Genomic DNA, 25,927 nt, shown 5'->3' on the forward strand with positions numbered 1-25,927 from the left:
ACGCCGACCACGGTGTTCACCGTGATCACGAGAAGGATCACGGCGGCGTCGGAAAGATCGCCGGTGGTGATCGTCAGAGCGGCGGCCACCAAGAGCACGAGGATCAGCGGGTCGCGCACCTGCTGGAGGACGCGCCGCCACACGGTGCCGTCGGCTCCGACGGGATCTCGTTGGGCCCGAAGCTCGCCAGCCGGCGCGCGGCCTCGGCCGACGACAGCCCGTCGGTGGAACGTGTCGCGTCCGGGGCCTTCACCCGCCATCAGCCACTCCTGTCGTCCGGGGATCCACGGTTGCGGCGGTCAGGGGTGTGGGGCCGGGTAGTCGAGCGCGCCGGTCGGCACGTCGCCGGAGAGACACACGTCCGGCCCCCGGCGGTCTGCCCGCGCCGGGGAGATCGGTGGCACAGCCCATAGTGGCCGCGATCATGGGCACAGCCCATGGTGGCCGCGATCATGGCGCCCCACATCCCCACCACGGTCACGGTGGCGAGCGGAGCTACGAGCCCGGCCCTCGCGGTGAGAGCCTCCGATGGTCTCAGGCTCACTCGGACTGCAGCTCGCGAACCCGCGCTCGGAACATGCGCCAGCGCCTTTCGTTGTCCTGCACGAGCGTCGCTGACTGGGCCATCAGGTCGGCAGCCCGGTCGAACAGCTCGGAAGCCGAATAGAGATAGGCGGGGGCTTTCCGCCCGCTGCGCAGGTCGGCTCGAAGCGCCGCGGGAGAGAAGTCGACCCTGGCCAGCAGGTCCAGTGCGCGCCGCAGGAGCCGCGCCACCAAGAGCTGCAGGCCGGCCGACTGCCAGTCGTTGGCGATGATCCGGTGCCGCTCTCCCAGCAGGTCCGCGAGCGCCGGGTGAGCGGCCAGACCGCCGGCGATCTCCCAGGCCTGCTCCATCGCCCGGGCCAGCCATACGCCACCCTGCTCGGTCTCGTCGGCGACCAGGCCGACTTCACGCTTCAGCCTCCGCAGCTCGGCGGGTTCGTCCTCCCCCTCCATGAAGAGGATCCCCGACTCCGCCACGAGCCCCGGAGCGTTCAGATCCTCCGCCCCGGCGAACGGGACCGGCGACGTCCGCTCACCGACCTCGACCACGCTCCACCGGTCGGCCAGCGCCTTCAGCGCCCGAGACCGCGCCTGGAGTTCACCGGCCTGCCGCAAGGGGGCCTGTGCGTAGTATTCCTCATGCTCTCGATGGAACCGTGCGAGGTTGTCGATCACCTGCAGCAGCGACTCGGGAGGGGACGGATGCGACTGCTCCTCGGGCATGCTGAAAGTCTGCGACACGTCTCACGCCGCGGCATCAGGGTGCACCCGTCAGCGCGCCGGACGGATCAGTCCTGCGCGAGGTGAAGCGTGCAGGTCTCTCCCGGCGCGACGGTCACGGCCCGGTCGGGCAGCACCACACGGATCGGTGACTCCTCCGAGTCGGGCACGCCGAGCCGCAGCTGGCCGCGCTGCAGCCGTACGCCGACGCCCCAGTGGCCGCGGTAGCGCAGCGAGAACCCGTACTCGGACAGCGCCGGAAGGGGCACCGGGTCCAGCCGGAGGGCGTCCTCGCGGGGCTCCAGTCCGGTCAGGCCGCGCTGGACCAGGTCCAGGGTGCCGGCCATGGCACCGAGGTGGATGCCTTCGCCGGTCGTACCGCCCTGGAGGTCGGCGACATCCTGTTCCAGGGCTTCCGGGCAGTACGTCCACGCCTCGGCCTGTCTGGCGCGCGCGAGGACCCAGGCGTGGACGAGGCCGCTGAGCGTGGATCCGTGGCTCGTGCGCTTGAGGTAGTAGTCGACGGTCCTGCGCCAGATCTCGTCGTCCATGGCGTAGCCGAGGCGGCGGAACAGGTCCCGCAGTTCGGCGGCCGGGAAGAGGTATCCGAGCATCAGCACGTCGGCCTGCTTGGAGGCCTGGTACCGGTTGACGGTGTCACCCTCGGCCTCCAGGATCCGGTCCAGCCGCCGGATGCTGGGGTAGCGCGCCCGGTACGCCTCCCGGTCCAGCTCGTCGAGGTCGCCGTACCCGTCGAACTGGCTGATGACGCCGTCGTGGAACGGAACCCGCAACCGCCGGGAGATCTCTTCCCATTGCGGGAGTTCGCCGCTGTACAGCCGGATGCGTTCGAACAGCTCCTCCCGACGCCATGAGGGCAGGCGCTGTACGAGGTCGAGGGCACGGCTGAGGACCCAGGCGGCGGTGACGTTGGTGTACGCGTTGTCGTCCAGCCCGGGCCGGGCGGCGTCCGGGTAGCCGTCGTGGTACTCGTCGGGGCCGAGCACGCCGCGGATGCGGTAGCGGTCGTGGTCGAACTCCGCGCTGTCCGCCCAGAAACGCGCGATCTGCACCAGCATTTCCGCGCCCTTGGTGTGCAGGTACTCGGTGTCGCCAGTGGCTTCGCAGTACTGCCACACGTTGTAGGCGATGGCGGAGCCGACGTGGTGCTGGAGCCGGGAGTTGTCGGGCAGCCAGCGGCCCGAGCGAGGATTGAGGTGCAGCTCCTGCGTCTCCTCTCGTCCGTCGCTGCCGCTCTGCCAGGGGTACATGGCCCCGCTACGGCCCGCCGCCCGCGCGGCACGACAGGCCTGCGGAAGGCGCCGGTGACGGTAGTTCAGCAGTGCCCGCGAGACCTCCGGAAGGTGCAGGTTCAGATACGGCAGGACCAACAGCTCGTCCCAGAAGACGTGGCCCCGGTACGCCTCGCCGTGCAACCCGCGGGCCGGCACGCCCACGTCCAGTTCCGCGGTGTGCGGCGACAGTGTCTGCTGCACGTGGAACAGGTGCAGGCGCAGGACGCGGCCCGCGTCCCCGGGCACCTGGATGTCCGCGCGGCGCCACAACCGCGCCCACGCCCCGACGTGGGAGGCCAGAACCGCCGGGTGGTCCCCGGCCCCGGTCACGCGGTCGAGTGCCGCGACGAGCGGGTCACCGATCGCCGGGTCACGTGAGGTGAACAGGGCCGCGGTCTTCTCGACCACGGCGGGTCATCCCGGAGCGATCGGGACCACGAGCCGGTGCACGGCCCGGTGGCGGGACGGGCGAAGCTCCGACGATGTGGGCGACTGCCCGACGACGACCGTACGGGCCGCCATGCTGATACCGATGTCGGAATTGCTGGTCCGGCACTGCAGCCAGGTCGTGTCCGTGCCTGCCGCTCCCGTCCGTACCCGGGTCAGGTGTTGTCCGTTGAGCGACCGGTAGCGGTGGACGTTGCTGTTGGTCACATCGCCGTCGAGGACCGACTCGACCTCGACCTCGCCCGACCACTCCTCGGCCGTGAAGACGGTCCGCAGCGCGCACAGGTGGGGATCCGCCATGTCCACCAGGCGACTCCGCTCCACGCCCAGCATGCCCGCCTCCTGGTCCCGGTACCGGAAGGTACGGGTCAGTGTGCCCCGGCGCAGATCCAGGGTGTGCCGGTAGCCGGACAGCCGGTGGGTGTCGGGAGAGAGCCAAGGGCCCGTCCCTCACCCGGCGGGGCGGAGACGGAAGCGCAGGAGCAGCCAGTTGGGGAGGTTCACGAGGTCCTCGTTGACGACCCGGCGTCCTGCGACGGTCGACTCCAGGCCGTTGTAGATCCCGGCGGCGTAGGTGGCCGGGTAGTGCACCAGGCCCGCCCTGCGCTCCGGCACGGCGCCGCGGGTGGCGAAGTAGCCGTTGCCGAGCGTGCACAAACCTCTCGGCATCAGGGTCGTACCCCTCGTGCTCCCAGACCCACTCCGGCATGCGTCGCCCTCCCCTTCTCCCCGCCTGCGATCTGCGGGAGCGTCAGCCCCGTTCGGCGGCGCTCAGGCTCGCTGCGGGACGACGGCGACCGGGCAGTCGGCGTGATGCAGCAGAGCGTGGGCGGTCCTGCCGAGTTGCAGGCCGAAGTGCCCCTGCCGCCGCAGCGCACCCACGACCACCAGGTCGGCACCGGTCGAGGCGTCCAGGAGGACCTTGTGGGCGGGGCCTTCGACCGCTTGGCGCCGCACGCCGACCTGCGGATGGTCCCCTGCGGCGTCGCGCAGTGCTTCGGTGAGGAGAGCGGAGGCCCGTTCGTCCCCTGACGCGGTGGCGTCGTCCGCGATCAAAGGGCTGTCCGTGTGCTCATGCGCGCGGTGGCGCCAGGCACGGACGACGTGCAGGGCGCAGCCGCGTGCCTCGGCCTCGCGGATGGCGAATCGCACGGCGGCCGAGCCGTCGGTCGTGTCACCGACGCCGACCACCACCGCGCCGGGGGAACCCTGCTCGCCGTGCCTGCGGCCTCGGACCACGACGACCGGGCACACGGCATGGGCGGCCACGGTGAGGCTGACGGACCCCAGCAGCATCCCGGCGATCTCGCCGCGTCCGCGGGAGCCCGTGACCAGGGCGAAGGATTCATGAGCCGTGCGCAGCAGCGCGGACGCGGGGTCTTCGGGCAACACCTCGGTCGACACCTTCACCTCCGGGTTGCGCAACCGGGCGCGTTCCGCGCAGGACTCCGTGATGTGCTCGGCCATGGCCTTGTCGGCCGTGCGGTCGGTGCTGAAGGACGGGCGGACTCCCTCGTAGCGCTCCCACAGTGAGGCGAAGACCAGCCGCAGGGACAGTCCGTGACGCGCCGCCTCGTCCACCGCCCAGTCCACCGCCTCCAGGCTGGAATCCGATCCGTCGACGCCCACGACCAGCGGGAGTTCCATGGTTCCTACCGCCTTCCTGCGTGGCCCTGCGGGAATCCCCTGTGAATACCGTCCCACCGCCCCGGGCTCGTCGCTACACGTGGGCGGGCTCTCTGCGGGACGTCCCGGCCCGGTTGCACCCCGCTCGATTGCGACGATCGTGGAGTCATGCGGCCCGGAGCACAGCGCGGGGCGCCACTCGGCATCGCCGTCGGCCTTCGCATACGAACCCCGCTCCGCTTCCAGGTCACGGAGAAGGGAAGTCCCTGATGGTTGCCAGGACCGGCGTCTTCGGCGCCATGACCAAGGAGCATCGCGAGCAGCTCATGGCCCTCGCCCGCGAGGTGTCGTTCGCGATGGGTGAGCGCATCTTCGAGGAGGGCGGCAGGGCCGACCGCTTCTGGATCATCCACACGGGCACGGTCGACCTCGACCTCCACGTGCCCGGCCGGCATGCGGCGGTCATCGAGACCCTGGGCGCCGGACGGCTGCTCGGCTGGTCCTGGCTGCTCCCTCCCCACCACTGGCATCTGGGCGCGGAGGCCAGCAGCCCGGTACGCGCCTACGAGTTCGACGCGGCGGCGGTCCGTGAGTTGTGCGCCGCCAGCCCGGAGCTGGAACACGAACTCAGCCACTACATGCTCGGCGTGCTGGCGCGTCGGCTCAGGTCCGCCCGGGTGCGGCTGCTCGACCTGTACGGTCCACACGGGGCGGGCGAGGTGCCCTGACGAGGCGAGACGAGCACCCCCGTGCCGGGGGGCTCATGAGCACAGTGCGTTCAGCGGCGACGCGCCGCCCCTGCATCACCGTCTCCAGCATCGGTACGCCGTCCCCGGGCGGCCGCTCGTCACGGAGTCCGATCACGTCGGCGTACCCGGGGCTGCGGAACACCTGCTTCTGCCCGGGTGCGGTCACCTTGGCCGAGGAGAGCTTCATGACCGGCCGTCCGTCGTACTCGACCAGTTTGTACGCGGAGTCCAGGAACGGGGCGTCGACCGAGACCCCCACGCGGGTTCCGACGGCGTAGACGTCGATCGGCACTCCGGAGCGGACGAGTTCGTCCACGCCGTACTCGTCGAGACCACCGCTGGCGACGATCCGCACGCACGTCCGGCAGTCCCGCCGCGTCGAGGAGGGGGCGTGCCCGCAGTGCGAGGGCTCCCAGATCACCGCTGTCCAGCCGTACGGCCGAGCCGGGCCCTCGGTCCAGGTCCCGCAGCACACGGGATGCGACCCGGACCCCCTCCTCGGTGTCGTAGGTGTCCACCAGAAACGTCACGGGGCCGGGGTGGGCGCGGGCGAAGGCCCGGAAGGCCGCCTCCTCGGTGCCGAACGCCTCGATGTACGAGTGGGCCATGGTGCCGACGGCAGGCAGCCCTTCGGCGGTGGCCGCGGCCACGTTGCTCGTTCCGGCGAAGCCGACCATGGCGCTCAGGCGGGCGGCCTGGTGACCGGCTTCGGGGCCGTGGGTACGGCGGAGCGAGAAGTCCACAACCGGGTGTCCCGCCGCGGCCAGGACGCAACGAGCGGCCTTCGAGGCGATCGTCGTCTGGTGGTTGACCTGGTTGAGGACGTACGTCTCGACGAGCTGGGCCTGCGGAAGCGGAGCAGTCACCTACAGCAGTGGCTCGCCCGCCAGGACGATCCGCCCCTCCGGCACCGCCCGGACCCGGCCGGTGAACTCCGTACCGAGCAACGGCTCCAGATCACGCGGGGAGCGATGCAGGACCGGGGCGAAGGCGTCGACGTCCTCCGGGCCGACCCGGAAGCCGGACAGGAAGTCCAGTGACGACTCCAGCCCGGCGGCCACCAGGAAGCCACGGTCGGGCGGCAGGTCACGGGCGAACAGCTGAACGTCGCCGTGCGGGTCATCCCCTCCCGGAGGTACGACATCGCCATCGTGACCTCGTACAGGTCGGTGGTCGTCACCTCGGACATGAGCATCACCTCCTCGTCGACAACCCTGCAACCGGGGCCTGCCCGTGGCCCGTCACCTGTGGAACCGCGCGGACCACAGCGGCTCCACCCGGTCCCATTCGGCGTCCCACTGCGCGTACCTTCTGCGGTCCAGCGCCAGGCGAACGCCTTTGCGCGTCGCGAGAAAGCCGGCGTAGACACCGGCCGCCGTCATGCCGCCCATGAGCCAGCCGGAGGCCTGTGCGTTGCTCGCGGCCATCGGTGGCTCCGTGACCTGTCCGTCGCGATCGACCCAGATCCGTACGGTCGAACCCACCGTCTCGTCCGGTGACACCCGGGCGGTTCCCGTCCGTTGCCGGCCGCTTTCATCGGTCCAACTGAGCTGGACCTTCTGCTTCTCGTTCGCGGAACTGCCCGGTGCCGCGTCCGGGGCCGAGGTCACCTGTGCGGTGACCTGGGACCGCTCCGCGGCCTGGGCTCGGACCGTCCTCGTCGTCGACTCGTGGACCGCCGTTCCCGCGCTCACCGCAGCCGCGGGCAGCCCGAGGACGAGCACGGCCAGCAGGAAACGGGAGCACCAGGTCTCCACCAGATCGGACCTGCGCGTCAGAGGGTTCGCGGCCGCGGGTGAATGCTTGTGCTGGTGTGGTCCGGGACCGGACCCCTGCGGCGGATCCTGTGTGCTCATGGTCTCGCCTCGCCTCCAGCTGTCGCTGGTGCTTCCCCGCCCCCGTCTGTCTCCCTCACCACCCTGCACCGTCGGCGCCGCCCCATCACGGGGCCGAAGGTCCCTGCAACCGGCCACACGGCCCAGCGTGCTCGTCGCCCGTCGCCGGTTCAGATCTGGGGAACGACCACGATCGGACACGGCGCGTGATGCAACACCGCGTGGTTGACCAGACCGAGCTGCAGCCCGACGCGCCCGTGACGCCTGCGGGCCCCGACGACGAGCAGGTCGGCATCGGAGGCGGCCTCCAGGAGGGCCTGCCGCGCCGAGCCCTCGACCACCTCGCTGCTCACCGGCACGTCCTGGTACCGCTCCGCGCTGCCGCGCAGCGCGTCGTCGAGCACCTGTGCCGGTGGGCGTTCCATGGCCTGCAGAGCGTATCCGGACAGTCCCGGGGGCCCCGGGTTTCCCACCGGGACGCTCCAGGCGTGCACGGCGACCAGACCACAGCCCCGCACATGGGCCTCGCGGAACGCGAACTGCACGGCCGTACCGCTGCCCTCCCCCTCCTCGACGCCGACGACGACACGTCCGAACCGGCCGGCGCGGTGTTCCGCCCCACCGCGCACGACGACGACCGGGCAGTCGGCGTGAGCAGCCACGGACAGGCCGACCGAGCCCAGGAGCAGCCCGGCGAGATCTCCCAGCCCCCTCGAACCGACCACCAGCGCGAAAGCGTTGCGCCCCCTGTCGACGAGGGCGTGCGTCGCGTCGTCGTGCACGACCTCGCTGGACAGCTTCACCGCGGAAGAGTTCCTGTTCGCTCGCTCCGAGGCCACAGCGACCGGGTCGCCTGCCCCGTCCTCCGTCGCGGCCACGTGCACGAGATGGAGCGGCACGTCGTGCCGGACCGCCTCGTCCACGGCCCAGTCCACCGCCTCCAGGCTCGCCTCGGACCCGTCGATGCCGACCACCAGAGGAACCGCCACTGCTCCCACCTGCCTTTTCCGGACTTCGCGCTCGTGCGGGCGCCGTCTGCCGGGACCACATGCGCCGCGAGGAGATCTGAGGTAGTCCTCGATGTAGAAGCGCCGTGTTCTGTGGGGCGGCAGTCCTGGCGGTCACCACGCTCACCGTCCTTCCAGCTTCGTACGAGACGGAGGCAGTCGCCATGGAACGAGTCCTCACCGTGGGCCTCGACGGCTCACCCGAGAGCCTCGCCGCCGCCCGCTGGGCCGCCGACGAGGCCGAGCGGCGCAATCTCACGCTGCGCCTGCTGCACGCGTGGCCCATGCTCGCGCCCGAGCCGACCCACACCCCCGCGGAAGTCGATCAGAACTACTGGGCGAATCGGCTCGTGCACAACGCCCAGGCGGAGCTCCAGGAGCGGCACCCGGGTCTCACCGTCGTCGCCAGCCTGGTCGCCGACGACGCCCAGGACGCGCTGCTCCACGCCGCGTCGGAGGCCGAGATGCTCGTGCTCGGGTCGCAGAGCCTGGCGCCCGCGGAGAGCTACTTCCTCGGCGCCATCAGCCTGGCCGTCGTCGCGCGAGCCGAGCGGCCCGTCGTCCTGGTGCGTGCCGAGCGGCAGGAGGAGGAGCACAGGTCCCTGTCCGGCGCCCCGGGCGACGTCGTGGTGGCCCTGAAACTGCCCGGCCCGTGCGACGACCTGCTCGAATTCGCCTTCACCACCGCCGCGGCACGAGGGGTACCGGTGCGCGCCCTCCACGGCCGCAGCATGCCGCTGCACGCGTACACGCCCTGGGGCGTGGACCACACCGTGATCCAGGGGGAGCAACACGAGGCGCACCAAGGCCTGCGGCAGCTCCTGCGCCCCTGGCGCGAGAAGTTCCCTGGCGTCACCGTGTCCGACAGTATCCGCATGAGCAGCCCCGCCAAGGCCGTCGTGGCAGCCACCGCGGGCGCCCAGTTGCTGGTCGTGGGCAGGCGCAAGCACCACCGTCCCCTGGCACCGCGCCTGGGCCCGGTGGCGCAGGCGGCCGCGCACCACGCACCCTGCCCGGTGGCCGTCGTTCCCCATGACTGAGCCGGGCCAAGCCGGGGAGCCGGCGGCATCAGGGCGGCGGGAGGACACTCCCCAGTCCCCGTCACGTGCGCGCGCAGAGGTGCGCGAGACCCACACCGCGGTGGTGCTCTTCATCGGGGACCGCGCCTACAAGGTGAAGAAGCCGGTCGACCTGACGTTCCTGGACCACACCACGGTGGCCGCACGGCGGGCCGCATGTGAGCGGGAAGTCCTCCTCAACCGCCGGTTCGCCCCGGACGTCTACCTCGGCGTCGGCGCGTTCAGCAGCCCGGACACCGATGTGCCCGAACCCGTCGTGGTGATGCGCCGCATGCCCGACGAGCGCCGTCTCTCCCGGCTCGTGCGGGAAGGCGCCGCCGTCGACGACGCGCTACGGGCCGTCGCGCGACTGCTCGCCACCCACCACGCGAGCGCACCCCGCGGCCGGGAGGTGGACGAGCAGGGGACGCGCGACGCCCTGTCGTCGCGCTGGGAGGCGAGCTTCGCCCAGGTCCGAGCCCTGTCCGACGACGGCACCGTGCCTGGCGGCGTGGTGGAGATCGAGCATCTGGTGCGCCGTTACCTCGCCGGCCGGGAGCCCTTGTTCCTCCGGCGGATCGCGCAGCAGCGGGTGATCGACGGCCACGGAGACCTGCTCGCCGAGGACATCTTCTGCCTCGACGACGGTCCGCGCGTCCTGGACTGCCTGGAGTTCGACGACCACCTCCGTTTCGTCGACGGCATCGACGACGCCGCCTTCCTCGCCATGGATCTGGAGCAACTCGGCGCCCCGGGAGCCGCGGCGTTCTTCCTCGCCGAGTACGGCGAGTACTCCGGCGACCCGGCGCCTCCCTCCCTGCGCCACCACTTCGTCGCGTACCGCGCGTTCGTCCGGGCCAAGGTCTCCCTGATCCAGGCACGCCAGGGCACGCCCGGCACGCAGGCGGCGGCGCGCCGGCTGATCACCACGACCCTGCGGCATCTGCGCCTCTCCGCCGTCGGGCTGACCCTCGTCGGAGGGCTCCCGGGCAGCGGCAAGTCCACGCTCTCCGGGGCGCTCGCCGATCGTCTCGGCGTCACCCTGCTCAGCAGCGACCGCCTCCGCAAGGAACTGGCGGGCATCCCGGCGGAGCAGCCGGCCGGCGCCGCCTACGGCGAGGGCCTGTACTCCTCCGAATGGACCACCAGGACGTACGCGGCCCTCCTCGACCGCGCGTCGACCCTGCTGTCCCAGGGCGAGTCCGTCGTCCTGGACGCCACCTGGCACGACGCGGGGCAGCGTGAAGCCGCCTTGTCCGTGGCCGAGCGTGCCCACGCCGACCTCGTCGCCCTGCACTGCCGCGTCCCCGGCGAGGTGACCGCGGCCCGCCTCGCCACGCGTGCGCCCGGTGCGTCCGACGCCGACGCCGACGTGGCCGCCGCCATGGCCGCAACGCAGCAGCCGTGGCCCGAGGCCGTCGAGGTGGACACGAGCGGCTCCCTGGAGGCCGCGGTGGTCCGGGCACTGGCAGCGATCCGCCCGCACGCCGACAGCCAGGCCCCGGTCTTCCGCCGCCCCTACATGGAGCCCGGCTAGGTGTATTGACCCGGAGCGTTGTTCACGCGGCTGATCGGTGGGTGGCCGCCGAGTGCGGTGTGGCAGCGGTGGTGGTTGTAGGTGTGCAGGAAGTCTGCCAGGACGTCGGTTCGGTCGTGGTTGCTGATGTAGGGGCGGACGTAGGCCCATTCGTCGAGCAGGGTGCGGTTGAAGCGTTCGACTTTGCCGTTCGTCTGCGGCCGGTAGGCGCGGGTGAGCTTGCCGGCCGCGCCGAGGTCGGCCAGGGCCTGCTGCCAGGCGAAGCTCTTGCGGTAGGGCCAGGCGTTGTCGGTCAGGACCCGCTCGATGCGGCCGATGCCGTGTGCGGTGAAGAAGGCGGCGGCCCTGCGCAGGAAGGCAGCGCAAGTCGCGGCCTTCTCGTCTGGGTGGATTTCGCTGTAGGCGGGGCGGGTGTGGTCGTCGACGGCGGAGTGGACATAGTCGAAACCGACGCTGCTCCGCCTGGCGCGGCCCTGACCTGGCAGACTCGCCCTGGTCGGCACCCGCCTCGGCCGCCTGGCGTCCTGTTCGTCGGCTGGTTCGGACCACGCGGCCTGGCATCCATCGTCTTCGCATTCCTCGCCCTCGAAGACCTCAACGGGCCCGCGGCCCGGCCCGCAATCAGCGTCATCGCCTTCACCGTTCTGCTCAGCGTCCTCGCCCACGGGCTCACCGCAGACCCCCTGGCCAAACGCTTCGGCGCCCGCCTTGCCCCACCACAGGAAACTCCCGCACCAGCCACCCCCGCAGACATCCCCGAGAGACGCCTCATCCGCGGCGCCCAGGCCCACCACCCACCCAAGGGGTAGGCACCACTTCGTAAAGCCCCTGAGGCAACGAGCTCGGGCGCCTGGCAACAGGTGTGCTGCCAGGCGCCTTCACCATGCGCCGTGGCACGGCACCACCCACGCTGTGGATACCGCGGTTGCCGGTGCTGTTGTCGTCGGGAGGGTGCGTGGTGACGGGCGGGATGCCGTACTCGTCGTTCTCACAGGTGTGGCTCAAGAATCTGCGGCGGCGCAGCCGTACTCGACCACGCGGGGCACAGCACCCTTCGGGCTGACAGGCGCACTCGTCCGACGGGGTGCTCTCCGTATTGATCAGAAGCGAGTCCCAGCGCGTCATCCATGGCCGACGGGTGCCATGGATGATGGTTGTCCACGCCGGGTTGGCGTGGGAGTCCGCTGCCGTCACACGCTGCGTGGGCTGCTCTTTGCCGCCCCTGAGCTCTACCGCCGACCCGGCCCTCGGTCCAGTCGGCTCCCCGTCTCGCCGGAGTTACGAGTGAAGGACCTCGCAGACCCTGGCGGGCCATGAGGCCGGCGGCGTGGGACCTCGTCATCTGCCCCTGGCGGGCGCGCTGCCCGTGTACCGCCGCGTAGCCGAGGAGAGCCCCCACAGCGAGGGCTCGACCTAGATGCTGGAGCGCCTGCTGTCCTTCTGGAAGGGCAAGCTCTTCGTCCTGACCCTGCTGGGCTTCGCCGCCACCGACTTCCTGATCACCATCACCCTGTCGGCGGCCGACGCCTCGACCCACCCGAATCTCGCCCTGGGCATGTCCGACTTCGAGACCGGCGTCGCGGTGATGCCGCATCTGCAGGGCGCCCCGGGAGACACCGAGGAGAACCCGAAGGGCCGTATCAGGGAGGCAGGCCCTGCTCGCCGGCTCGTCCGGCCGGTGAAGGAACACTGGACGTCGGGGCTATGCCGATCTGCCGGGTGTGGCCAGGGAGGCAAGCACGGCGTTGGCGCACACGGGAACGGGAGGCGGTGGCGGCGGCACCCGACGCACGGACGGTACCGCGGGTGCTGGGGCGGCTGCGTCGGAGCCGGCGGGGGGTGATCAGTTGTGGGCGTCGGACGTGGAGTGCCACGCCTCCATGCCCGCTCGGGATGCCTCCTTTGCCTGCCGCAACTTCATGGCCGCCTGCTGGGCCGGGGGCACGTCCATCTCGCGGATCATGCGCCGGCCTGCCGCGACCACGGCGGAGGCCGCGATGGCCATGCCGGCCCATGCCACCATGGCACCGGCTGCGGTGAGCACGACACCGGTGGTCACAAGCCGGGTGTTGATCTCGATCGTCCGTGGGGAGTGGTGGTGATGGTTCATGACTCCACCCTCCAACGGGGGGAACCACATCGCATCCCGGCCGGCGGTTCAGGCTCCGGAGCGGGACCCGCACGCGCCGGGTGGTGGCATGTACAGCCGGGCAGGTCCCGCCAGGCGGTGATCGTCTGCACCGGATGCGAACGGCGTGCTCTCGCTGTTGGGCGTCGGCGGGTGACTGGCCCCCGGGCCCCGTGGTCCCGCGGTGCAGCGGGCGCCGGCGGCTGCGACCGTATGAGTGATGCGCTGACCAATTCCACGGTTCGGCATTGGAGGTGGCCATGACGGTGACGGCACACCCTTCGCTTCTGCGGGAGCTGATCGAGCGGTGCGAGACGCTCAGGCGGCACGCAGGGTCCGATGGCGGCCCGGAGGTCGCGCGCCGGCTGGAGGATGCGACGTACACGCTGGGTGTAGTCACCGGCACCCGCCAGTTGGATGTGGCACTGTCCGTGGCGCGTCGGCAGTTGGCCGATGTGACGTCATGACACGACAGCAGCCCCTTCAGCACTGAATCCAGACGGATCGTGTGGGCGGGACCTCGGGCACGCGTGTCCGGTCCGCGGGCCCAGGAGGGTGTCGCCTGTTCTGTAATCGTGCATGACGGGTCTCGGCGCACCACCAGCCAGGGGTTGCTTCGCCTGCTGAACGCTCCTGGTCGAACGGAGCACCAACCGATGACACACCGCGCGTCAGGAAGCATCTGCCAGGATTCGGCCCGCTCGGATGGCGTCGACCAGGGCTTGGTGGTCCTTCTCGTTCTGGTCGGCGTAGAGCTCGGCGAAGGTCACCAGTGCGCGGTCGAAGGTGTCGCCGCCGCCCAGGTAGGCGCCGATCGCGATCCGGTCCCCGGAGCGGGCGTGGGCGCGGGCCAGTGTGGCACCGCAGAGCCGGCCGAACAGGGTCATCCGCTTGGGCGACATGTTCTCGGCCACGGCGATGCCCTTCCAGTCCCGCAACTGGCGCAGGTAGAAGTCCCGCCTCTCGCCGTCCATGCCCTGGACGCGTTCCCAGCCCAGGAAGATGTCGCTGGTGGCCTGCATGAGCCGCTGGCCGGCGACGACGCGTTCGCCCTGCGTGCGGAGGGCGCTGCCGCCGACATAGGGCGCCAGAACCGACTCGTCGGCCTCCTTGGCCTGGAGGAACAGAGGATCCTCGTCGTCCTTGCCGAGCAACAGGATGATCCAGCAGCGGGTCCCCACACTGCCCACGCCGACCACCTTGCGGGCGATGTCCGCGAGGCGGTACTGCTCCAGCAGGAACCGGCGGTCCGTCTGCAGGGTGCGGCCGTAGCGCTCGATCAGGTGGTTGATCTCCCTCTCCAGGTCGCCGCGTTCCCTGTCCGGCAACAGGTCCTGGAGCCGCACCAGCAGCGGTGGATCGGATGCGATCTGGCGCCTTCCGTCGATGACGTGCGTGAGCTTGTCGAAGACCTGCAGCGTGTCATGAGCCCGGGCTTGCTTCTCCGTGTGTGCCAAGCGGTCGCGCTGCCCAGCGCTCAGCATCGGGGTGAACTGCTTTTGCAGCTCGTCCATGTCGAAGCGGGTGTACCAGACGTCGAGATTGCCCATTCCGGCGAAGGCCCGCATGCGCTCGCGGTAGGACCGCACGGTCGCCCGCACCACGGACGCCCGCTCCTTGGCGCTGAAGCCGTTCGCCCGGCCCGCGATGACGAAGCTGGCCGACAGCCGTTTCACGTCCCATTCCCACGGCCCGGGCAGTGTCTCGTCGAAGTCGTTGATGTCGAACATCAGGTGGCGTTCCGGCGAGGCCAGCAACCGGAAGTTCAGCATGTGCGCGTCGCCGCAGCACTGCACCCGGAAACCGCTGACCGGTGTCTCCGCGAGATCGGCGGCCATGATGGCGGCGGCCCCGCGGTAGAAACGGAACGGCGCCTCGCTCATCCTGCCGTAGCGGATCGGCACGAGTTCCGGCACCCGCGTCGCGGACTGCCGCTCGATGATCTCCACCGGGTCCGTGCGCTTCGGCGGGGGCATGAACTCGGCGTGGCTGGACCGGGGTGCGTCGGCGCGTGCGGCCTTGCCGCGGGCGACCCGCTCCTTCGGGGTGAGGCCCCGAGTCGTGACGCCGGAAAGGCGGTTGTCGATCATTGCAGATCCTCTATTGCGGAGCGGGCGGCGTTGTGCGGGGCTCCACGAGGCCGCCGGGCGCCGCACCGCAGGTACCGCGCGGTAGCCGGTCGTCTGCCGACCGATCCGAGGCGGCGCCCACGGTGTCCCGCGCCCGTGACGGACACGCACGGGTCAGTGGAGGACCTTCTCCTTGGCCCGGCGGTACTCGTCGTCGGTGATGTCGCCCCGGGCACGGATCTCGGAGAGCTTGGCGAGTTCGTCCGCCTCGCTGGTGTCCGCGCTGCCCACGGTCTCGCGGATGTACCGCTCCGTCTCCTCCTGCTGGACTCTGGCGTGGCGCTGCTCGCGCCGCCCCATGTTCTTGCCCCGGGCGATGACGTAGACGAAGACGCCCAGGAAGGGGAGGACGATCGTGAAGACGAGCCAACCGGTCTTGGCCCATCCGCTCAGGTCGTCGTCACGGAAGATGTCCACGACGACGCGGAACAACAGGACGAACCACATGATCCACAGGAAGACCCACATGATGGCCCAGAAAGCCCCCAGAACCGGAAAGTCGTAGGCCAGGTTCACGCTGCTGCTCATTGCTTCTCCTCCGGGTGTCGTCTGCGGGGGCTCAGGTGGCCCCCGTGCGTCCCACCGGCATGCGGACGGAGCACACGCGCGGTCCCAGGCGTCCCGCTGCTATTGGTCCTCGGTGCTGATGTCCAGCCCGAAGGCTTCGCCGATGCTGCGGGCCGCGGACACCACCCGGGCGCTCCCCACCACGGGGGCGACCGCCACGAGCGTTCCCTGGATCTTCTCCAGTGGCACGCCGGCTTCAGCGGCGGTGCCGATGTTGAGGAGATAGGAGGGGGCGGAGGCATCCATGGCCACCAGGGCGGCGATGCGTGCCAACAGGTATGTCTCCTCGTCCAGCCCGGAACGTTCGAACGTGTCGAGGGTCATCTGGACGAGCGTCTCGAACACGGGGGCGTCCGCTTCGGCGAGGGCGGTGACACCCTCGGCGCCTGTCTCTTTCTGGGCCATGGTTCACGTTTCCTTCCTGAGCGTCATGCGGTGCACCTTCATAAGAGCTCGGCCCGGCCGAACACCGCCTCACCCGGAACGGGTGATCACCGGTCCTCTGATCACCGGTCGCCTGATCGGCGGCGGCCGGGTGCCGCTTCGTCTGCGGGCGCGATGGGCGGTCCGTCTGAATAACCCCTTAAGCGGGTAATGTCGGTTTGGATCGGGGCCCGGTGGCAGGAACCGAGCGCCTCCCGCCTGTGGGAGGTCAACTTGTCCGGTAGCCGTTTCGCGCTTGCCCCACGGTGGGCCGCACGGGTGGCCGTGACCGCGGGCCTCGACGCGATCATCGTGCCGCTGCTCTTCGCCGGGCTCGACGGTCTTCTGCTCGTCCTCGTGGGCGCCGCCGGGCCGGTGGTGACGGCAGCGGGCGTGTGGTGGGCGCTTGTCCACACCGGCGTGGTCAGGGTGCTGGCCATACTGCTGGCCTTCGCCGCCTCAGCCGCTGTCGTCGTCCTCTACGTGGCGTCCGGACTGCTGTGGGTGGTACTCGTCTCGTTCGCGCTGTGGATACTGGCCGTCTTCTGCGGCCGGGTCGCGCTGGCAGGCGCCGGGACGGCCCCGGCACGGACCCCGCACGGCACACCGGCGCCGCCACGGCGCCCGTACCTGATCATGAATCCGCGCGCGGGTGGCGGCAAGGTCGGCCGATTCCGGCTACGGGAGAAGGCCGAGGCACTCGGTGCCGAGGTCTGCGTCCTGGACGTGACGCGTCGGCAGGACGTGGCCGCGCTCGCGCGCCGGGCGGCCGACGCGGGCGCCGACCTGCTCGGCGTTGCGGGAGGTGACGGCACCCAGGCCCTCGTCGCCGCCGTGGCCGCGGAACGCGACCTGCCCTTCCTGGCGATCTCCGCCGGCACCCGCAACCACTTCGCCCTGGACCTCGGACTGGACGGGGACGATCCGTCGACATGTCTCGACGCGCTCACCGACGGCGTCGAACTCCGTATCGACCTGGGCGTCGTCAACGACCGGGTGTTCGTCAACAACGCGTCATTCGGCGCCTATGCGGCCGTCGTGCAGAGCCCCGCCTACCACGACGACAAGGCCCGCACCACCCTGCAGATGCTTCCGGATCTGCTCACACACCACCACGGACCACGCCTCGCCGTGCACGCCGAAAGCGGCGCAGGCGGTGGGGATGCTCCGCGGCCGCAGGGCGTCCGGGCTCGCGCAGTGGGCAGCCCGTGAGGTCGTCGTCGAGGCGGACGTCGACGATCGCGGTCGGCGTGGACGGTGAGGCCCTCACCCTGCAGACCCCCGTCCGGTGCCGGATCCGTCCACGGGCCCTGCGCGTGCGGGTTCCGCGCGACCGCCCCAGCGTGCCGCACGGCAAACCCCCGATGGACTGGCGCCGGGTGCGGCGACTGGCCCTGACGAGGACCCGGTGGGCGGCGACATGACGGACGACCTCGCACGGCCCGGCCGCCGCGCGGCCCTGTCGGCGGTGGCGCGCTCGCTCGTCGTGTCGTCAGGGCTGGTCCTCGCGTACTACCTGCTGCCCATGGACACACCCCTCAACGGCGGCACGGTGACCGGTCTCGTCCTCGGTCTGCTCGCGGTGACGGCACTGTTCCTCTGGCAGGTTCGCACGATCGCCCGGTCCCCGAACCCCGAACTGCGGGCGGTGGAGTCGCTCGCCGCCGTCCTCCCCTTGTTCGTGCTGCTCTTCGCCACCTCGTATTTCCTGCTGGAGCGGAGCACCCCCGGCAGCTTCACCGAGCCCCTCACCCGTACCGACGCGCTGTACTTCACGCTGACCGTGGTCAGCACCGTCGGCTTCGGCGACATCACCGCGGCCACCGAGACGGCGCGCGTCATGACGATGATCCAGATCGTCGGCGGGATTCTGCTCGTCGGGATCGCGGCCCGGGTGGTGGTCAGGGCCGTCGAGGCCGGCCGGCACCGACGGGACTCGGAGAGCGGGTGAGAGTGCTCCGGGGCTGACGCTGCGAGCTTCCGCGGCCGCGACGGCGTGACGGACCACGAAGCACCCTGCGTACGCCCCGTGAGACCTGGTTCCGTGGCGGCCCGCATCACCGCCTCGCGCCGCCGGCGGCGTCTCGTCCACATGGCCTACCTGCAAGCAACCGCAATCTGCGGGAAATCGCCGACCATGTCAGCTCCCCGCTGTTCTTCGCCCACATCCGGGCCTCGACCGGTACCCCGGTGCAGCAGTCCAACTGCCACCCGTTCCGCCACGGCCGCTGGATGTGGATGCACAACGGCGGTATCACCGACTTCCACCAGGTACGGCGTGATCTCGCCCTGGCGGTCGATCCGGATCTCTTCCTCGATATCGAGGGGTCGACGGACTCCGAGATGATGTTCTACCTGGCCCTCACCTTCGGCCTGGAGCAAGACCCCCCGGGTGCCGTGGCCCGCATGGTCGGCATGGTGGAACGGACCGGCCATGAGCACGGGGTGGAGTTCCCCCTGCAGATGACGGTCGCCGTGACCGACGGCCGGCAGGTGTGGGCGTTCCGCTACTCCAGCCAGGGGGCTTCCCGCTCGCTGTTCTACAGCACCCGGGTCGAGGCACTGCGAGCGCTCCACCCGGATGTGCCGTTCCTGCAGGAGGTGTCCGACGAGACCCGCCTCATCGTGTCCGAGCCGCTGGGCGATCTGCCCGGCGTCTGGAACGAGGTCCCCGAGAGCAGCTACGGCATCGTGCAGCCCGAAGGCGACAACCTGATCCCCTTCGCCCCACAGCCCGTGTAGGGCCCAGAGCCCTTTCCGTCAAATGGCGTTCCGGCGCCCGGGTGTCCCGTCCGGCCGGGATCGGCGGCCGTGTCGGTCGTACGCCACCTGCGCGCACCGTCCACCGCGATGGCCGCGCCGGCTCCGGTGCGGCGCAGGGACTACCCGGGCCGCGACGTCGGCCCTTCCTGAGCACTCGGCGCCCCCGGTCCGTCGGAGCGATGGAACGAGGACGGCCGGATCCATCCGCCCTGCGGCTATGGCTTCGTTGAACTGGGCTGGGTCTTCGGGATCCGTGAGGTGAAGAACATCGCGAGGAGCGCGGCGAAGGCGAGGATGGCGACTGCGGCGCGCAGACCGTCGATCCTGGCATCTTCGTTGGCGTCGAGTGCTGCCTGCGCCACCTCTTCGCTCGTGCCCGCTTCGTCGAGAGCGGATTCGAGCTCGGCGTCCGACAAGAACGGTACGCCGCTTTCGAGTTCGACGGTCGCCTGGCTCTTGACCTCGGCCGGGATCGCCGGATTCTGCTCCACGTTGGAGAGGAAGGACGTTGTCATCGCGGCGATCAGGATCGACCCGGCGAGGGCCGTACCGATCGAGGCGCCCAGGTTGGTGACGGAGTTCTGGACGCCGCCGACTTCCGCACTCTCCGCTTCCGGCACCGCGGACACGGTGACCGACCCGAGCTGGGACGCCAGCGCGCCCATGCCCAGCCCGATCAACAGCATGGGGATGGTGACGATCTCCGCACCGGCGTCCACGTCCAGCGCGGCCATCAGGACCACCGCCCCCGCGAACAACGCGAGGACCCCGAGCCGCACCACCCGCCGGGGCGAGACGTCCGGAAGGTAGCGGGGGATCAGAACGGCGGCCGCCAGCAGCGTCAAGGAGAGCGGCAGGAGACGGGCACCGGTCTTGAGCGCGGACAGGCCCAGAGCGACCGACAGGTAGAGCGGTACGACGAAGAAGACACCCATCTGGACGAGGTACTGGAAGAAGAACATCGTCAGTCCGCCGGTGAGCTGCTTGTTCTGCAGCAGGGCCGGGTCGACGAGCGGCTCCCTGCGCCGCCCCGCCATGCGGGCTGCCCAGCGGAAGAAGAGCCAGACCAGCACAAGACCGGCCAGCATCAGCCACACGACCAGCGAGACCCCGAGCCACGAGGGCGCGTCGGGTTTCGGCTTGAACCAGCCCCATTCGTCGGAGCGGAGCACACCGTAGACGAAGAGCCCGAGCCCGAGCGCGGACAGCACGGCACCGACGTAATCGATGCGAGCGCCTTCGCCGACCGGCGCGTCGGCGATGCGGCGGCCGAGCACCAGGATGCCGAGCACCACCAGGACCTCTCCGGCGAAGACCCACCGCCAGGAGAAGTAGGTCGTCGCGACACCCCCGATGAGCGGCCCGACCGCGATCGCCACGGCCCCCGCGGCCGCGACCAGACCGTAGGCGGCGGGACGGCGTTCCGTGACGAAGTTGCCGGCCACGAGCGCGACGATCGCGGGCAGGATGAGTGCCGCCCCGATTCCCTCCAGGAACGACCAGCCGATCAGCAGCACCGTCAGGTTCGGTGAGAGCGCCGTGGTCAGGGAGCCGCAGCCGTAGATGACACAGCCGATCATGAATGCGCGTTTGCGGCCGATCAGCTCCCCCACCTTGCCCCCGGGGATCATGAACATCGCCATCACGAGGGTGTAGGCCGTGATGGCGCCCTGGACACCCGTCACCGTCGTGCCCACGTCTTCGGCCACCGTCGCGATCGAGACGTTCATGACCGAGCTGTCCAGCGCCATCAGGAACTGACCAGCCGCGAGAGTCAGCAGGACGATGCGCGCCTTTGGGGGACTCTCGGCAGTTCTTGTCCTAGGTGCCATGCGGGCATCGTCCCAGCCGCCCCGGGGCGCGGATCCCGACTCGCCTCGGAGGTCGACTGGTTGGCGGAGCCACCAGGCGTGGGTCCGCACGGCCTCAGTGGGATGAGAGAGGCTGCCTGGTACCCCCGGGGGACGTGCTTGCCGTCGTTCGTCCGCCTGCGGGCCACGGGCGAAACCCACCTCATCGGCTGCCCGCGCCGGCTCCTCTGGGCCGTCTCGCCGTCCATGGACAGCCGCACCCGCGACCGGCGACTCCCTCCCGGTCGCTCAGCCGGTGGGCCGAGGCCGCTGAGTCCCGTCGTAACCGTCCGCAGCGCGCCCTGTCCTACGCAGACCCGCTCTGTACTGCTCACAAACGCTGTCGACCGGACTCCCGAGCTGCGGGGAGGCCCCGAATGGTTCGAGGATGGAAGTAGCTCGACCGGCCGAACGCGAACGCTCGGTTGCACAGGTACTGCAAACGAAACGCTGACGCGTTTCCCCAGGTCAGCGCACCCTTCCCCGCGGTTTCAACGGCACGGGCGGCAGTTCCGGCGCGGGCAGCGGAGCCCCGTCGTACCCCTTCACCTCCCCGAACCGGGAGCCTTCCATCCAGTCCTGACGGGCCTGTACGATCTCTTCCTGAGATCGCCCGATCCAGTTCCAGAACATGATCAGTTCCTCCTCGAACGGTTCGCCGCCCAGGAGCATCAGGCCCGCGTCCGACTCCGCCCGCAGGGGCAGTTCGGTGCGGCCGCAGCCGAGGTAGAGCATGGAGCCGGGGAGGACGGGGACGCCGTCGACGTGGGCCTCGCCGGACATGGACAGGACGGCGTACTCGAAGTCCGGTTCCAGGGGGAGGCGTACGTCCGCGCCCCGGGTCACCGCGAGGTCGGCGCCGACGATGGGGGTGTAGGCCGTACCGGGTGACGTCGCGCCGTCGAGGTCGCCGAGGATCAGCGTCGCCGTGACGCCGGGTGCGGTGACGACCGGCAGGTCGGCGTGGTGCTCGAAGCGCGGGTCGGTGTGGCGGTGGCCGTCGGGGAGCGCGACCCACAGCTGCGCGCCGTGCAGCAAGCGGGCGTGCGGGCGCGGGCTCTCCTCCGAGTGGCTGATGGCCCGGCCGGAGGTCATCAGGCCGAGTTCGCGCGGGCGGATCGTCTGGAGGCTGCCGGTGGAGTCGCGGTGCAGCACCTCCCCCTCGTGCAGCCAGCTCACGGTCTGCAGACCCATGTGGGGGTGCGGCGGCACCTGCATGCCGGGCTCGTCGGCGATGTCGTCGGGGCCGTAGTGGTCGACGAAGCACCAGGCTCCGACCATGCGGCGGCCGAGATTGGGCAGCAGCCGGCGGACCTCGCTGGACTCACCCAGCTTCACCCGGCGAGGGCTGAGGAGTTCACGCACCGGCTCCGCCACCACGAAGCCACGGCCACCGCACAGGGAGGGGACCGCCTCGCGCTCAAGATTGCTCATGGCCACAACCTAGTCCGGCGCGGGGGCCTGCGTCAGCGTCAGGTTCGGGCCGCGCCGCGGGCGTCTCGTCGATGTCCCGTCTCCTCCCGTCGGCGGCCCGCCTGCGCCCCGAACAAAATAGTAGCCATGTACATAGTAGCTATGTACTGTATCTGTCATGAGCAACGGTTCCGAGGGCGCGACGCCCGGCTTCCTGGTGTGGCGGCTGTCGATGAAGTGGCGGGTCGCGGTCGACCGTGCGGTGGCCCCGCTCGGGCTCACCCACGCGCAGTACTCGCTGGTCGCGTCGCTCTACGGCATGCAGGGCTCCGGCGAACGGCCGAGCCAGCGCCGCCTCGCCGACCACACCGGCCTCGAGCCGCTCTATGTGTCGAAGCTGGCCCGTGCCCTGGAGACCGCCGGCCTCCTGGAGCGCACCAAGGACCCCCGCGACCCGCGCGCGGTGCAGCTCGCCCTCACCGAGCGGGGCAGCGAGGTCACCCGGCGGGCGATCGAGGTCGTCCACGGGCTCCTCCAGCAGCTCCTCGACCCGCTGGGCGGCCTCGACAGCCCGCGCACCCGGGAGTTCAAGCGCGAACTGACGGCCCTGCTTGACGCACCTCTTGATCCCTTCAGCGAGCACGAGACGGAGCAGTCATGACCACCACCACTCCCCTGGTCAACCCCCGTGACATCGCCCTGGCCCACTACGCCGGCCGCGCCGTCCTGGAGACGGTGCTGGCCCGGCACGGCATCACCTTCCAGCAGTCCGTCACCCTCCGGCTCGCCGCCGTCGCCGACGGCCCGGTCGGCCGCGAGCAGCTGGTCGGCGGTGTCACCGACGCCCTGAAGATCGACGCGGCCGAGGTGCACGGCCTGGTGGACGAGCTGATCGCCGCGCAGCTGGTGACCGCGGACGGCGCGTCCGACGTGCGGATTACGGATGCCGGGCGCGAGCTGTACGCCACCACCTCGGGCGAGACGGCGCCCATCACCGCCCGGATCTACGACGGCATACCGGCGGAGGACCTGGCCGTGACGGGCAGGGTGCTGCGTCTGATCACGGAGCGGGCCGGTGCCGAGCTGACGGCGCTGCGCCGGTGAGTCCGGTCAGTCCGGTCAGTCCGGTCTCCGGTGAGTCCGACGACGTAGTGGAATATTGAACCAACGGGTTCGGTTGTCGGCCTCGAAGGAGGCCACACGTGAACATCACCCAGGACACGACGTACTACGCCCAGGGAACTCCGGCCGAGCGCTGGGAGCGCGCGCAGCTGCTCTTCCAGGCCAAGGACTACGCCGCCGCCGCGCGCGTCCTGGTCGGGCTGGTCGAGGAGGTGCCCGAGCAGACCGGGCCCCGGCTGCTCCTGGCACGTTCCTACTACCACTCGGCGCAACTGCGTCGTGCCGAGGCCGAATTGCGGACGATCGTCGAGCGGGATCCCGTGGAGCACTACGCCCGGCTGATGCTCGGCCGCACCCTGCAGCGGCAGAGCCGGCACGAGGAGGCGGAGTCGCATCTGCGGATCGCCTCGGCGCTGGCGGGTGACTTCGAGCAGGTCTGACCTGCGCCGCACATGAGGATGCCCGGCTCCCACGGAGCCGGGCATCCGCGCGTCGGAGGGTGTGCTACCCGGCCGGCGTCCCGTACGACCGCCGCCCGCGCCGGTAGGCGATCTCCCCCAGCAGGATGTCGACGGCGAGGAAGGCCGCCAGCGGGATGCCGAACAGGGGCAGGAAGTACCCGAGTACGGCGATGCCCGCCAGCAGTGGCACGAGGATCTGCGGCGGTACCTGCTGCCAGGCGCCGCGCGGGATCGGACGCCCGAAGGCGGTGCCGCGGCCGCGCTGCCACCACATCCGGTAGCCCCAGACGATCAGCAGGACCAGGCAGAGCGCCAGCAGCATCAGGGCGATCTGGTTGGCGAGGCCGAACAGGACGCCGGTGTGCAGGTCGATCCCCCACCGGGTGAGCTTCGCGAGGACCGGGTGGTCCTCGAACCGCAGCACGTCGGTGACCTCGCCACTGGCCGGGTCGATCGCGACGGCGTCCTGCTTGGTGGGCCAGCTGCGCTGCACCTGCTTCACGACGTACGCCGAGGTGGCGTCAGCGGGGGGCACAATCTCCACCGGGTCGCCGAGTCCCTCGGCCCGCGCCGCGGCCAGGACCTTGTCCAGGCCCACACCGTGTGCGGCGTCGCCCGCCTGCCCTGCGGCGGCGCCGTGGCCGGAGTGCTCACCACCCCCGGCGGCCGACACCGACGGGGTGGCCTGGCCCAGCGAGGTCCGCAGCTCGTCGATGTTGGCCCCGGCGTAGGCCGACCAGGTCAGACCGGTCGCCGAGAGGAAGAAGAACCCGGCCGCCGCCCAGACGCCGACACTGCCGTGCAGCCCGAGGGTGCGGCGCCGCCCCTTCGTTCCCCGCACCTTGCGCAGGGCGCGGCGGCGGGAGAACCACAGCGCCAGGCCGCCCGCCGAGATGACCCACAGCCAGCTGGCCGCGAGCTCGCTGTACAGCCGTCCCGTCTCCCCCAGGTGCAGGTCACGGTGGAACTCGTCGATCCAGGTGCGCAGCGGCAGCGCGCCGGTGGAGCCGTACTGTTCGAGCGAGCCGCGCACCTTCGCGGTGTACGGGTCGACGAACACGGCGAGCGTGTGGCCCTCCCCGACGCCCGGGACGCCGGACAGCATCACCCTGGTCGTCGCGTCGGCCTCCGGCGAGGGGCGTACGGCCGAGACGGTGCCCTCGGGGTGCGCCTTGCGGGCGGCGGTCACCTGCTCGCCGATCGGCAGCTTCCGCTCCCCCACGGGGACGGTCATCTCGTGGTCGTAGACGAGCTTCTCGGCCTGGAAGGAGCCGGCGTACAGCAGGCCGGTGACGGCGGCGACGAGGAGGAACGGCGCCACCAGCACCCCGGCGTAGAAGTGCAGGCGGAGAATCAGCGGGCGCAGTGGGGCCCAGCTGCTCTTCGACGGTGCCGGGGCGGCTGGTTGCGGGGCCTCGTCCGTGGTGGTCGAGGGAGCGGTGGTCATCGGCGGGCTTCTCCGGGGACGTCATCAGGGCCGGTGCGGTGTGGGCGGTGGCCGTTGCGGTGCAGTAGTCGGGGCGGCTGGGGGTTCAGTTCCCGGGGAGAGAGCGTGACGTGCGTCACGCAGGGCTGGGGGGTGCCGTGTCATCCTGACGCGATGGGAACCCCGAACGATCACGCGCCCTTGGCCGAGCGGGTCGAGCAACTCCTCGACGGGGGCCTCCCGTTGGCCATCGTCGCGGCCGGCGACCCGGTGCTGCGGCGGGGCACCGAGCCGTACGACGGCCAGTTGGAGCCCGCGCTGCTGGCCCGGTTCGTCGAGGCCCTGCGGGTCACCATGCGCGCGGCGCCCGGGGTCGGTCTGGCCGCGCCGCAGGTCGGTGTGGAACTCAGGATCGCGGTGATCGAGGATCCGGCGCCGGTGCCGGAGGAGGTGCGGCTCACCCGCGGGCGGGTGCCGCAGCCGTTCCGCGTGCTGGTCAATCCCGCCTACGAGCCCCTCGGAGACGCGCGGGCCGCGTTCTTCGAGGGCTGCCTCAGCGTGCCGGGCTGGCAGGCGGTGGTGGCACGGCCAGCGCAGGTGCGGCTGACCGGGCAGGACGAGCACGGGCAGGCCCTGGACGAGGTGTTCGAGGGCTGGCCGGCCCGGATCGTGCAGCACGAGACGGACCATCTCGACGGTGTCCTGTACCTCGACCGCGCCGAATCGCGTTCGCTGTCGTCCAATCTGGCCATGGCGGAACGCTGGACCCAGCCGACACCGGAGGAGGCGGCGCGGGCCCTCGGCTTCTCGCTGCCGTAGCGCGCGGAG

20 protein-coding genes and 7 pseudogenes are annotated in these 25,927 nt (G+C 70.9%); 12 read left to right on the top strand and 15 right to left on the bottom strand.

The features are described from left to right. Positions 1-134: 134 nt before the first annotated feature. From K4G64_RS41350 to K4G64_RS09250, 4 genes and pseudogenes are all read right to left on the bottom strand, one after another. Positions 135-253: pseudogene (locus tag K4G64_RS41350) on the bottom strand (cation-transporting P-type ATPase); the annotation flags it as partial. Between the two features lie 287 nt (positions 254-540). Continuing rightward, the gene (locus tag K4G64_RS09240) at positions 541-1,266 is read right to left on the bottom strand and encodes a hypothetical protein (RefSeq protein ID WP_221755536.1); all 726 of its coding nucleotides are present in this window, start codon (positions 1,264-1,266) and stop codon (positions 541-543) included. A gap of 65 nt (positions 1,267-1,331) precedes the next feature. Next, positions 1,332-3,714 (bottom strand): annotated as a pseudogene (locus K4G64_RS09245) (glycoside hydrolase family 65 protein). Positions 3,715-3,776: 62 nt separating this feature from the next. Continuing rightward, positions 3,777-4,652: a universal stress protein gene (locus K4G64_RS09250; protein WP_221755537.1), complete on the bottom strand. Its 876-nt coding sequence runs from the start codon at positions 4,650-4,652 to the stop codon at positions 3,777-3,779. A gap of 248 nt (positions 4,653-4,900) precedes the next feature. Here K4G64_RS09250 and K4G64_RS09255 point away from each other — a divergent pair, with 248 nt between their 5' ends. Continuing rightward, positions 4,901-5,359, top strand: coding sequence for a Crp/Fnr family transcriptional regulator (locus K4G64_RS09255; RefSeq protein WP_031105774.1), 459 nt, complete (start codon positions 4,901-4,903; stop codon positions 5,357-5,359). Here the strand turns inward: K4G64_RS09255 and K4G64_RS09260 are convergent. The 3 genes and pseudogenes from K4G64_RS09260 to K4G64_RS09270 form a co-directional block, all read right to left on the bottom strand. After that, a pseudogene (locus tag K4G64_RS09260) lies at positions 5,295-6,569 on the bottom strand (nicotinate phosphoribosyltransferase). The gene K4G64_RS09255 and the pseudogene K4G64_RS09260 overlap by 65 nt on opposite strands. A gap of 52 nt (positions 6,570-6,621) precedes the next feature. After that, positions 6,622-7,137, bottom strand: a complete 516-nt coding sequence (locus K4G64_RS09265) for a hypothetical protein (RefSeq protein ID WP_308122297.1) — start codon at positions 7,135-7,137, stop codon at positions 6,622-6,624. 248 nt (positions 7,138-7,385) lie between these two features. Beyond that, on the bottom strand, positions 7,386-8,204 hold the full coding sequence (locus tag K4G64_RS09270; protein ID WP_221755539.1) for a universal stress protein: 819 nt from the start codon (positions 8,202-8,204) through the stop codon (positions 7,386-7,388). Positions 8,205-8,386: 182 nt separating this feature from the next. On the opposite strand from K4G64_RS09270, the gene K4G64_RS09275 reads away from it, so the two are divergent. Together K4G64_RS09275 and K4G64_RS09280 are read left to right on the top strand one after the other, a co-directional pair. Continuing rightward, on the top strand, positions 8,387-9,262 hold the full coding sequence (locus K4G64_RS09275) for a universal stress protein (protein ID WP_221755540.1): 876 nt from the start codon (positions 8,387-8,389) through the stop codon (positions 9,260-9,262). A 79-nt stretch (positions 9,263-9,341) separates the two neighbouring features. Continuing rightward, entirely contained in the window at positions 9,342-10,817 is a 1,476-nt protein-coding gene (locus tag K4G64_RS09280; RefSeq protein ID WP_308122298.1) for an AAA family ATPase, read from the top strand. Here K4G64_RS09280 and K4G64_RS09285 read toward each other — a convergent pair. Next, positions 10,814-11,269 (bottom strand): annotated as a pseudogene (locus K4G64_RS09285) (integrase core domain-containing protein); the annotation flags it as partial. The gene K4G64_RS09280 and the pseudogene K4G64_RS09285 overlap by 4 nt on opposite strands. Positions 11,270-12,165: 896 nt before the next feature. Here K4G64_RS09285 and K4G64_RS09290 point away from each other — a divergent pair. After that, positions 12,166-12,465 (top strand): annotated as a pseudogene (locus K4G64_RS09290) (hypothetical protein); the annotation flags it as partial. Between the two features lie 195 nt (positions 12,466-12,660). On the opposite strand, the gene K4G64_RS09295 reads toward K4G64_RS09290, so the two are convergent. Next, on the bottom strand, positions 12,661-12,927 hold the full coding sequence (locus tag K4G64_RS09295) for a hypothetical protein (RefSeq protein ID WP_221755542.1): 267 nt from the start codon (positions 12,925-12,927) through the stop codon (positions 12,661-12,663). Between the two features lie 278 nt (positions 12,928-13,205). Here K4G64_RS09295 and K4G64_RS09300 point away from each other — a divergent pair, with 278 nt between their 5' ends. Continuing rightward, on the top strand, positions 13,206-13,412 hold the full coding sequence (locus K4G64_RS09300) for a DUF5133 domain-containing protein (RefSeq protein ID WP_221755543.1): 207 nt from the start codon (positions 13,206-13,208) through the stop codon (positions 13,410-13,412). Between the two features lie 204 nt (positions 13,413-13,616). Here the strand turns inward: K4G64_RS09300 and K4G64_RS09305 are convergent, their stop codons facing one another. The 3 genes from K4G64_RS09305 to K4G64_RS09315 form a co-directional block, all read right to left on the bottom strand. Continuing rightward, entirely contained in the window at positions 13,617-15,035 is a 1,419-nt protein-coding gene (locus K4G64_RS09305) for a DUF2252 domain-containing protein (protein WP_221755544.1), read from the bottom strand. Positions 15,036-15,188: 153 nt separating this feature from the next. Next, on the bottom strand, positions 15,189-15,602 hold the full coding sequence (locus tag K4G64_RS09310; protein WP_221755545.1) for an SHOCT domain-containing protein: 414 nt from the start codon (positions 15,600-15,602) through the stop codon (positions 15,189-15,191). A 99-nt stretch (positions 15,603-15,701) separates the two neighbouring features. Then, positions 15,702-16,046, bottom strand: coding sequence for a carboxymuconolactone decarboxylase family protein (locus K4G64_RS09315; protein WP_221755546.1), 345 nt, complete (start codon positions 16,044-16,046; stop codon positions 15,702-15,704). Positions 16,047-16,235: 189 nt separating this feature from the next. On the opposite strand from K4G64_RS09315, the pseudogene K4G64_RS09320 reads away from it, so the two are divergent. The 3 genes and pseudogenes from K4G64_RS09320 to K4G64_RS09330 form a co-directional block, all read left to right on the top strand. Then, positions 16,236-17,488, top strand: a pseudogene (locus K4G64_RS09320) (diacylglycerol kinase family protein). After that, entirely contained in the window at positions 17,485-18,015 is a 531-nt protein-coding gene (locus K4G64_RS09325; RefSeq protein WP_221755547.1) for a potassium channel family protein, read from the top strand. Before K4G64_RS09320 ends, K4G64_RS09325 begins: the two are co-directional and overlap by 4 nt. Positions 18,016-18,164: 149 nt before the next feature. After that, positions 18,165-18,806, top strand: a pseudogene (locus K4G64_RS09330) (class II glutamine amidotransferase); the annotation flags it as partial. A gap of 236 nt (positions 18,807-19,042) precedes the next feature. On the opposite strand, the gene K4G64_RS09335 reads toward K4G64_RS09330, so the two are convergent. Together K4G64_RS09335 and K4G64_RS09340 are read right to left on the bottom strand one after the other, a co-directional pair. Beyond that, positions 19,043-20,659 carry an MFS transporter gene (locus tag K4G64_RS09335; RefSeq protein ID WP_221755548.1) on the bottom strand — a complete coding sequence of 539 codons (1,617 nt, stop codon included), beginning with the start codon at positions 20,657-20,659 and terminating at the stop codon, positions 19,043-19,045. A gap of 486 nt (positions 20,660-21,145) precedes the next feature. Beyond that, complete coding sequence (locus tag K4G64_RS09340; protein ID WP_221755549.1) at positions 21,146-22,111, bottom strand: pirin family protein; 966 nt, start codon at positions 22,109-22,111, stop codon at positions 21,146-21,148. 157 nt (positions 22,112-22,268) lie between these two features. Here K4G64_RS09340 and K4G64_RS09345 point away from each other — a divergent pair, with 157 nt between their 5' ends. The 3 genes from K4G64_RS09345 to K4G64_RS09355 all read left to right on the top strand — a co-directional run bounded on the left by K4G64_RS09345 (position 22,269) and on the right by K4G64_RS09355 (position 23,652). Further along, positions 22,269-22,751, top strand: coding sequence for a MarR family winged helix-turn-helix transcriptional regulator (locus K4G64_RS09345; protein ID WP_221755550.1), 483 nt, complete (start codon positions 22,269-22,271; stop codon positions 22,749-22,751). Beyond that, positions 22,748-23,194 carry a MarR family winged helix-turn-helix transcriptional regulator gene (locus K4G64_RS09350; protein WP_221755551.1) on the top strand — a complete coding sequence of 149 codons (447 nt, stop codon included), beginning with the start codon at positions 22,748-22,750 and terminating at the stop codon, positions 23,192-23,194. Before K4G64_RS09345 ends, K4G64_RS09350 begins: the two co-directional genes overlap by 4 nt. Positions 23,195-23,292: 98 nt before the next feature. Further along, a complete protein-coding gene (locus K4G64_RS09355) occupies positions 23,293-23,652 on the top strand; it encodes a tetratricopeptide repeat protein (RefSeq protein ID WP_308122299.1) in 360 nt (119 codons plus the stop codon). 64 nt (positions 23,653-23,716) lie between these two features. Here K4G64_RS09355 and K4G64_RS09360 read toward each other — a convergent pair whose 3' ends face one another. Next, the gene (locus tag K4G64_RS09360; RefSeq protein ID WP_221755552.1) at positions 23,717-25,120 is read right to left on the bottom strand and encodes a PepSY domain-containing protein; all 1,404 of its coding nucleotides are present in this window, start codon (positions 25,118-25,120) and stop codon (positions 23,717-23,719) included. A gap of 153 nt (positions 25,121-25,273) precedes the next feature. On the opposite strand from K4G64_RS09360, the gene K4G64_RS09365 reads away from it, so the two are divergent. Next, positions 25,274-25,918, top strand: a complete 645-nt coding sequence (locus K4G64_RS09365) for a peptide deformylase (protein ID WP_221755553.1) — start codon at positions 25,274-25,276, stop codon at positions 25,916-25,918. The last annotated feature ends 9 nt before the right edge of the window (positions 25,919-25,927 follow it).

The organism is Streptomyces sp. WAC04114 (assembly GCF_019733245.1).
Lineage (GTDB): Bacteria > Actinomycetota > Actinomycetes > Streptomycetales > Streptomycetaceae > Streptomyces > Streptomyces massasporeus_A.

Bases quoted from the DNA above. Each gene is read 5' to 3' on its own strand.
- K4G64_RS09240 (WP_221755536.1), bottom strand. From the start codon at position 1,266: ATGCCCGAGGAGCAGTCGCATCCGTCCCCTCCCGAGTCGCTGCTGCAG.
- K4G64_RS09250 (WP_221755537.1), bottom strand. From the start codon at position 4,652: ATGGAACTCCCGCTGGTCGTGGGCGTCGACGGATCGGATTCCAGCCTG.
- K4G64_RS09255 (WP_031105774.1), top strand. From the start codon at position 4,901: ATGGTTGCCAGGACCGGCGTCTTCGGCGCCATGACCAAGGAGCATCGC.
- K4G64_RS09275 (WP_221755540.1), top strand. From the start codon at position 8,387: ATGGAACGAGTCCTCACCGTGGGCCTCGACGGCTCACCCGAGAGCCTC.
- K4G64_RS09295 (WP_221755542.1), bottom strand. From the start codon at position 12,927: ATGAACCATCACCACCACTCCCCACGGACGATCGAGATCAACACCCGG.
- K4G64_RS09300 (WP_221755543.1), top strand. From the start codon at position 13,206: ATGACGGTGACGGCACACCCTTCGCTTCTGCGGGAGCTGATCGAGCGG.
- K4G64_RS09305 (WP_221755544.1), bottom strand. From the start codon at position 15,035: ATGATCGACAACCGCCTTTCCGGCGTCACGACTCGGGGCCTCACCCCG.
- K4G64_RS09310 (WP_221755545.1), bottom strand. From the start codon at position 15,602: ATGAGCAGCAGCGTGAACCTGGCCTACGACTTTCCGGTTCTGGGGGCT.
- K4G64_RS09315 (WP_221755546.1), bottom strand. From the start codon at position 16,046: ATGGCCCAGAAAGAGACAGGCGCCGAGGGTGTCACCGCCCTCGCCGAA.
- K4G64_RS09325 (WP_221755547.1), top strand. From the start codon at position 17,485: ATGACGGACGACCTCGCACGGCCCGGCCGCCGCGCGGCCCTGTCGGCG.
- K4G64_RS09335 (WP_221755548.1), bottom strand. From the start codon at position 20,659: ATGGCACCTAGGACAAGAACTGCCGAGAGTCCCCCAAAGGCGCGCATC.
- K4G64_RS09340 (WP_221755549.1), bottom strand. From the start codon at position 22,111: ATGAGCAATCTTGAGCGCGAGGCGGTCCCCTCCCTGTGCGGTGGCCGT.
- K4G64_RS09345 (WP_221755550.1), top strand. From the start codon at position 22,269: ATGAGCAACGGTTCCGAGGGCGCGACGCCCGGCTTCCTGGTGTGGCGG.
- K4G64_RS09350 (WP_221755551.1), top strand. From the start codon at position 22,748: ATGACCACCACCACTCCCCTGGTCAACCCCCGTGACATCGCCCTGGCC.
- K4G64_RS09360 (WP_221755552.1), bottom strand. From the start codon at position 25,120: ATGACCACCGCTCCCTCGACCACCACGGACGAGGCCCCGCAACCAGCC.
- K4G64_RS09365 (WP_221755553.1), top strand. From the start codon at position 25,274: ATGGGAACCCCGAACGATCACGCGCCCTTGGCCGAGCGGGTCGAGCAA.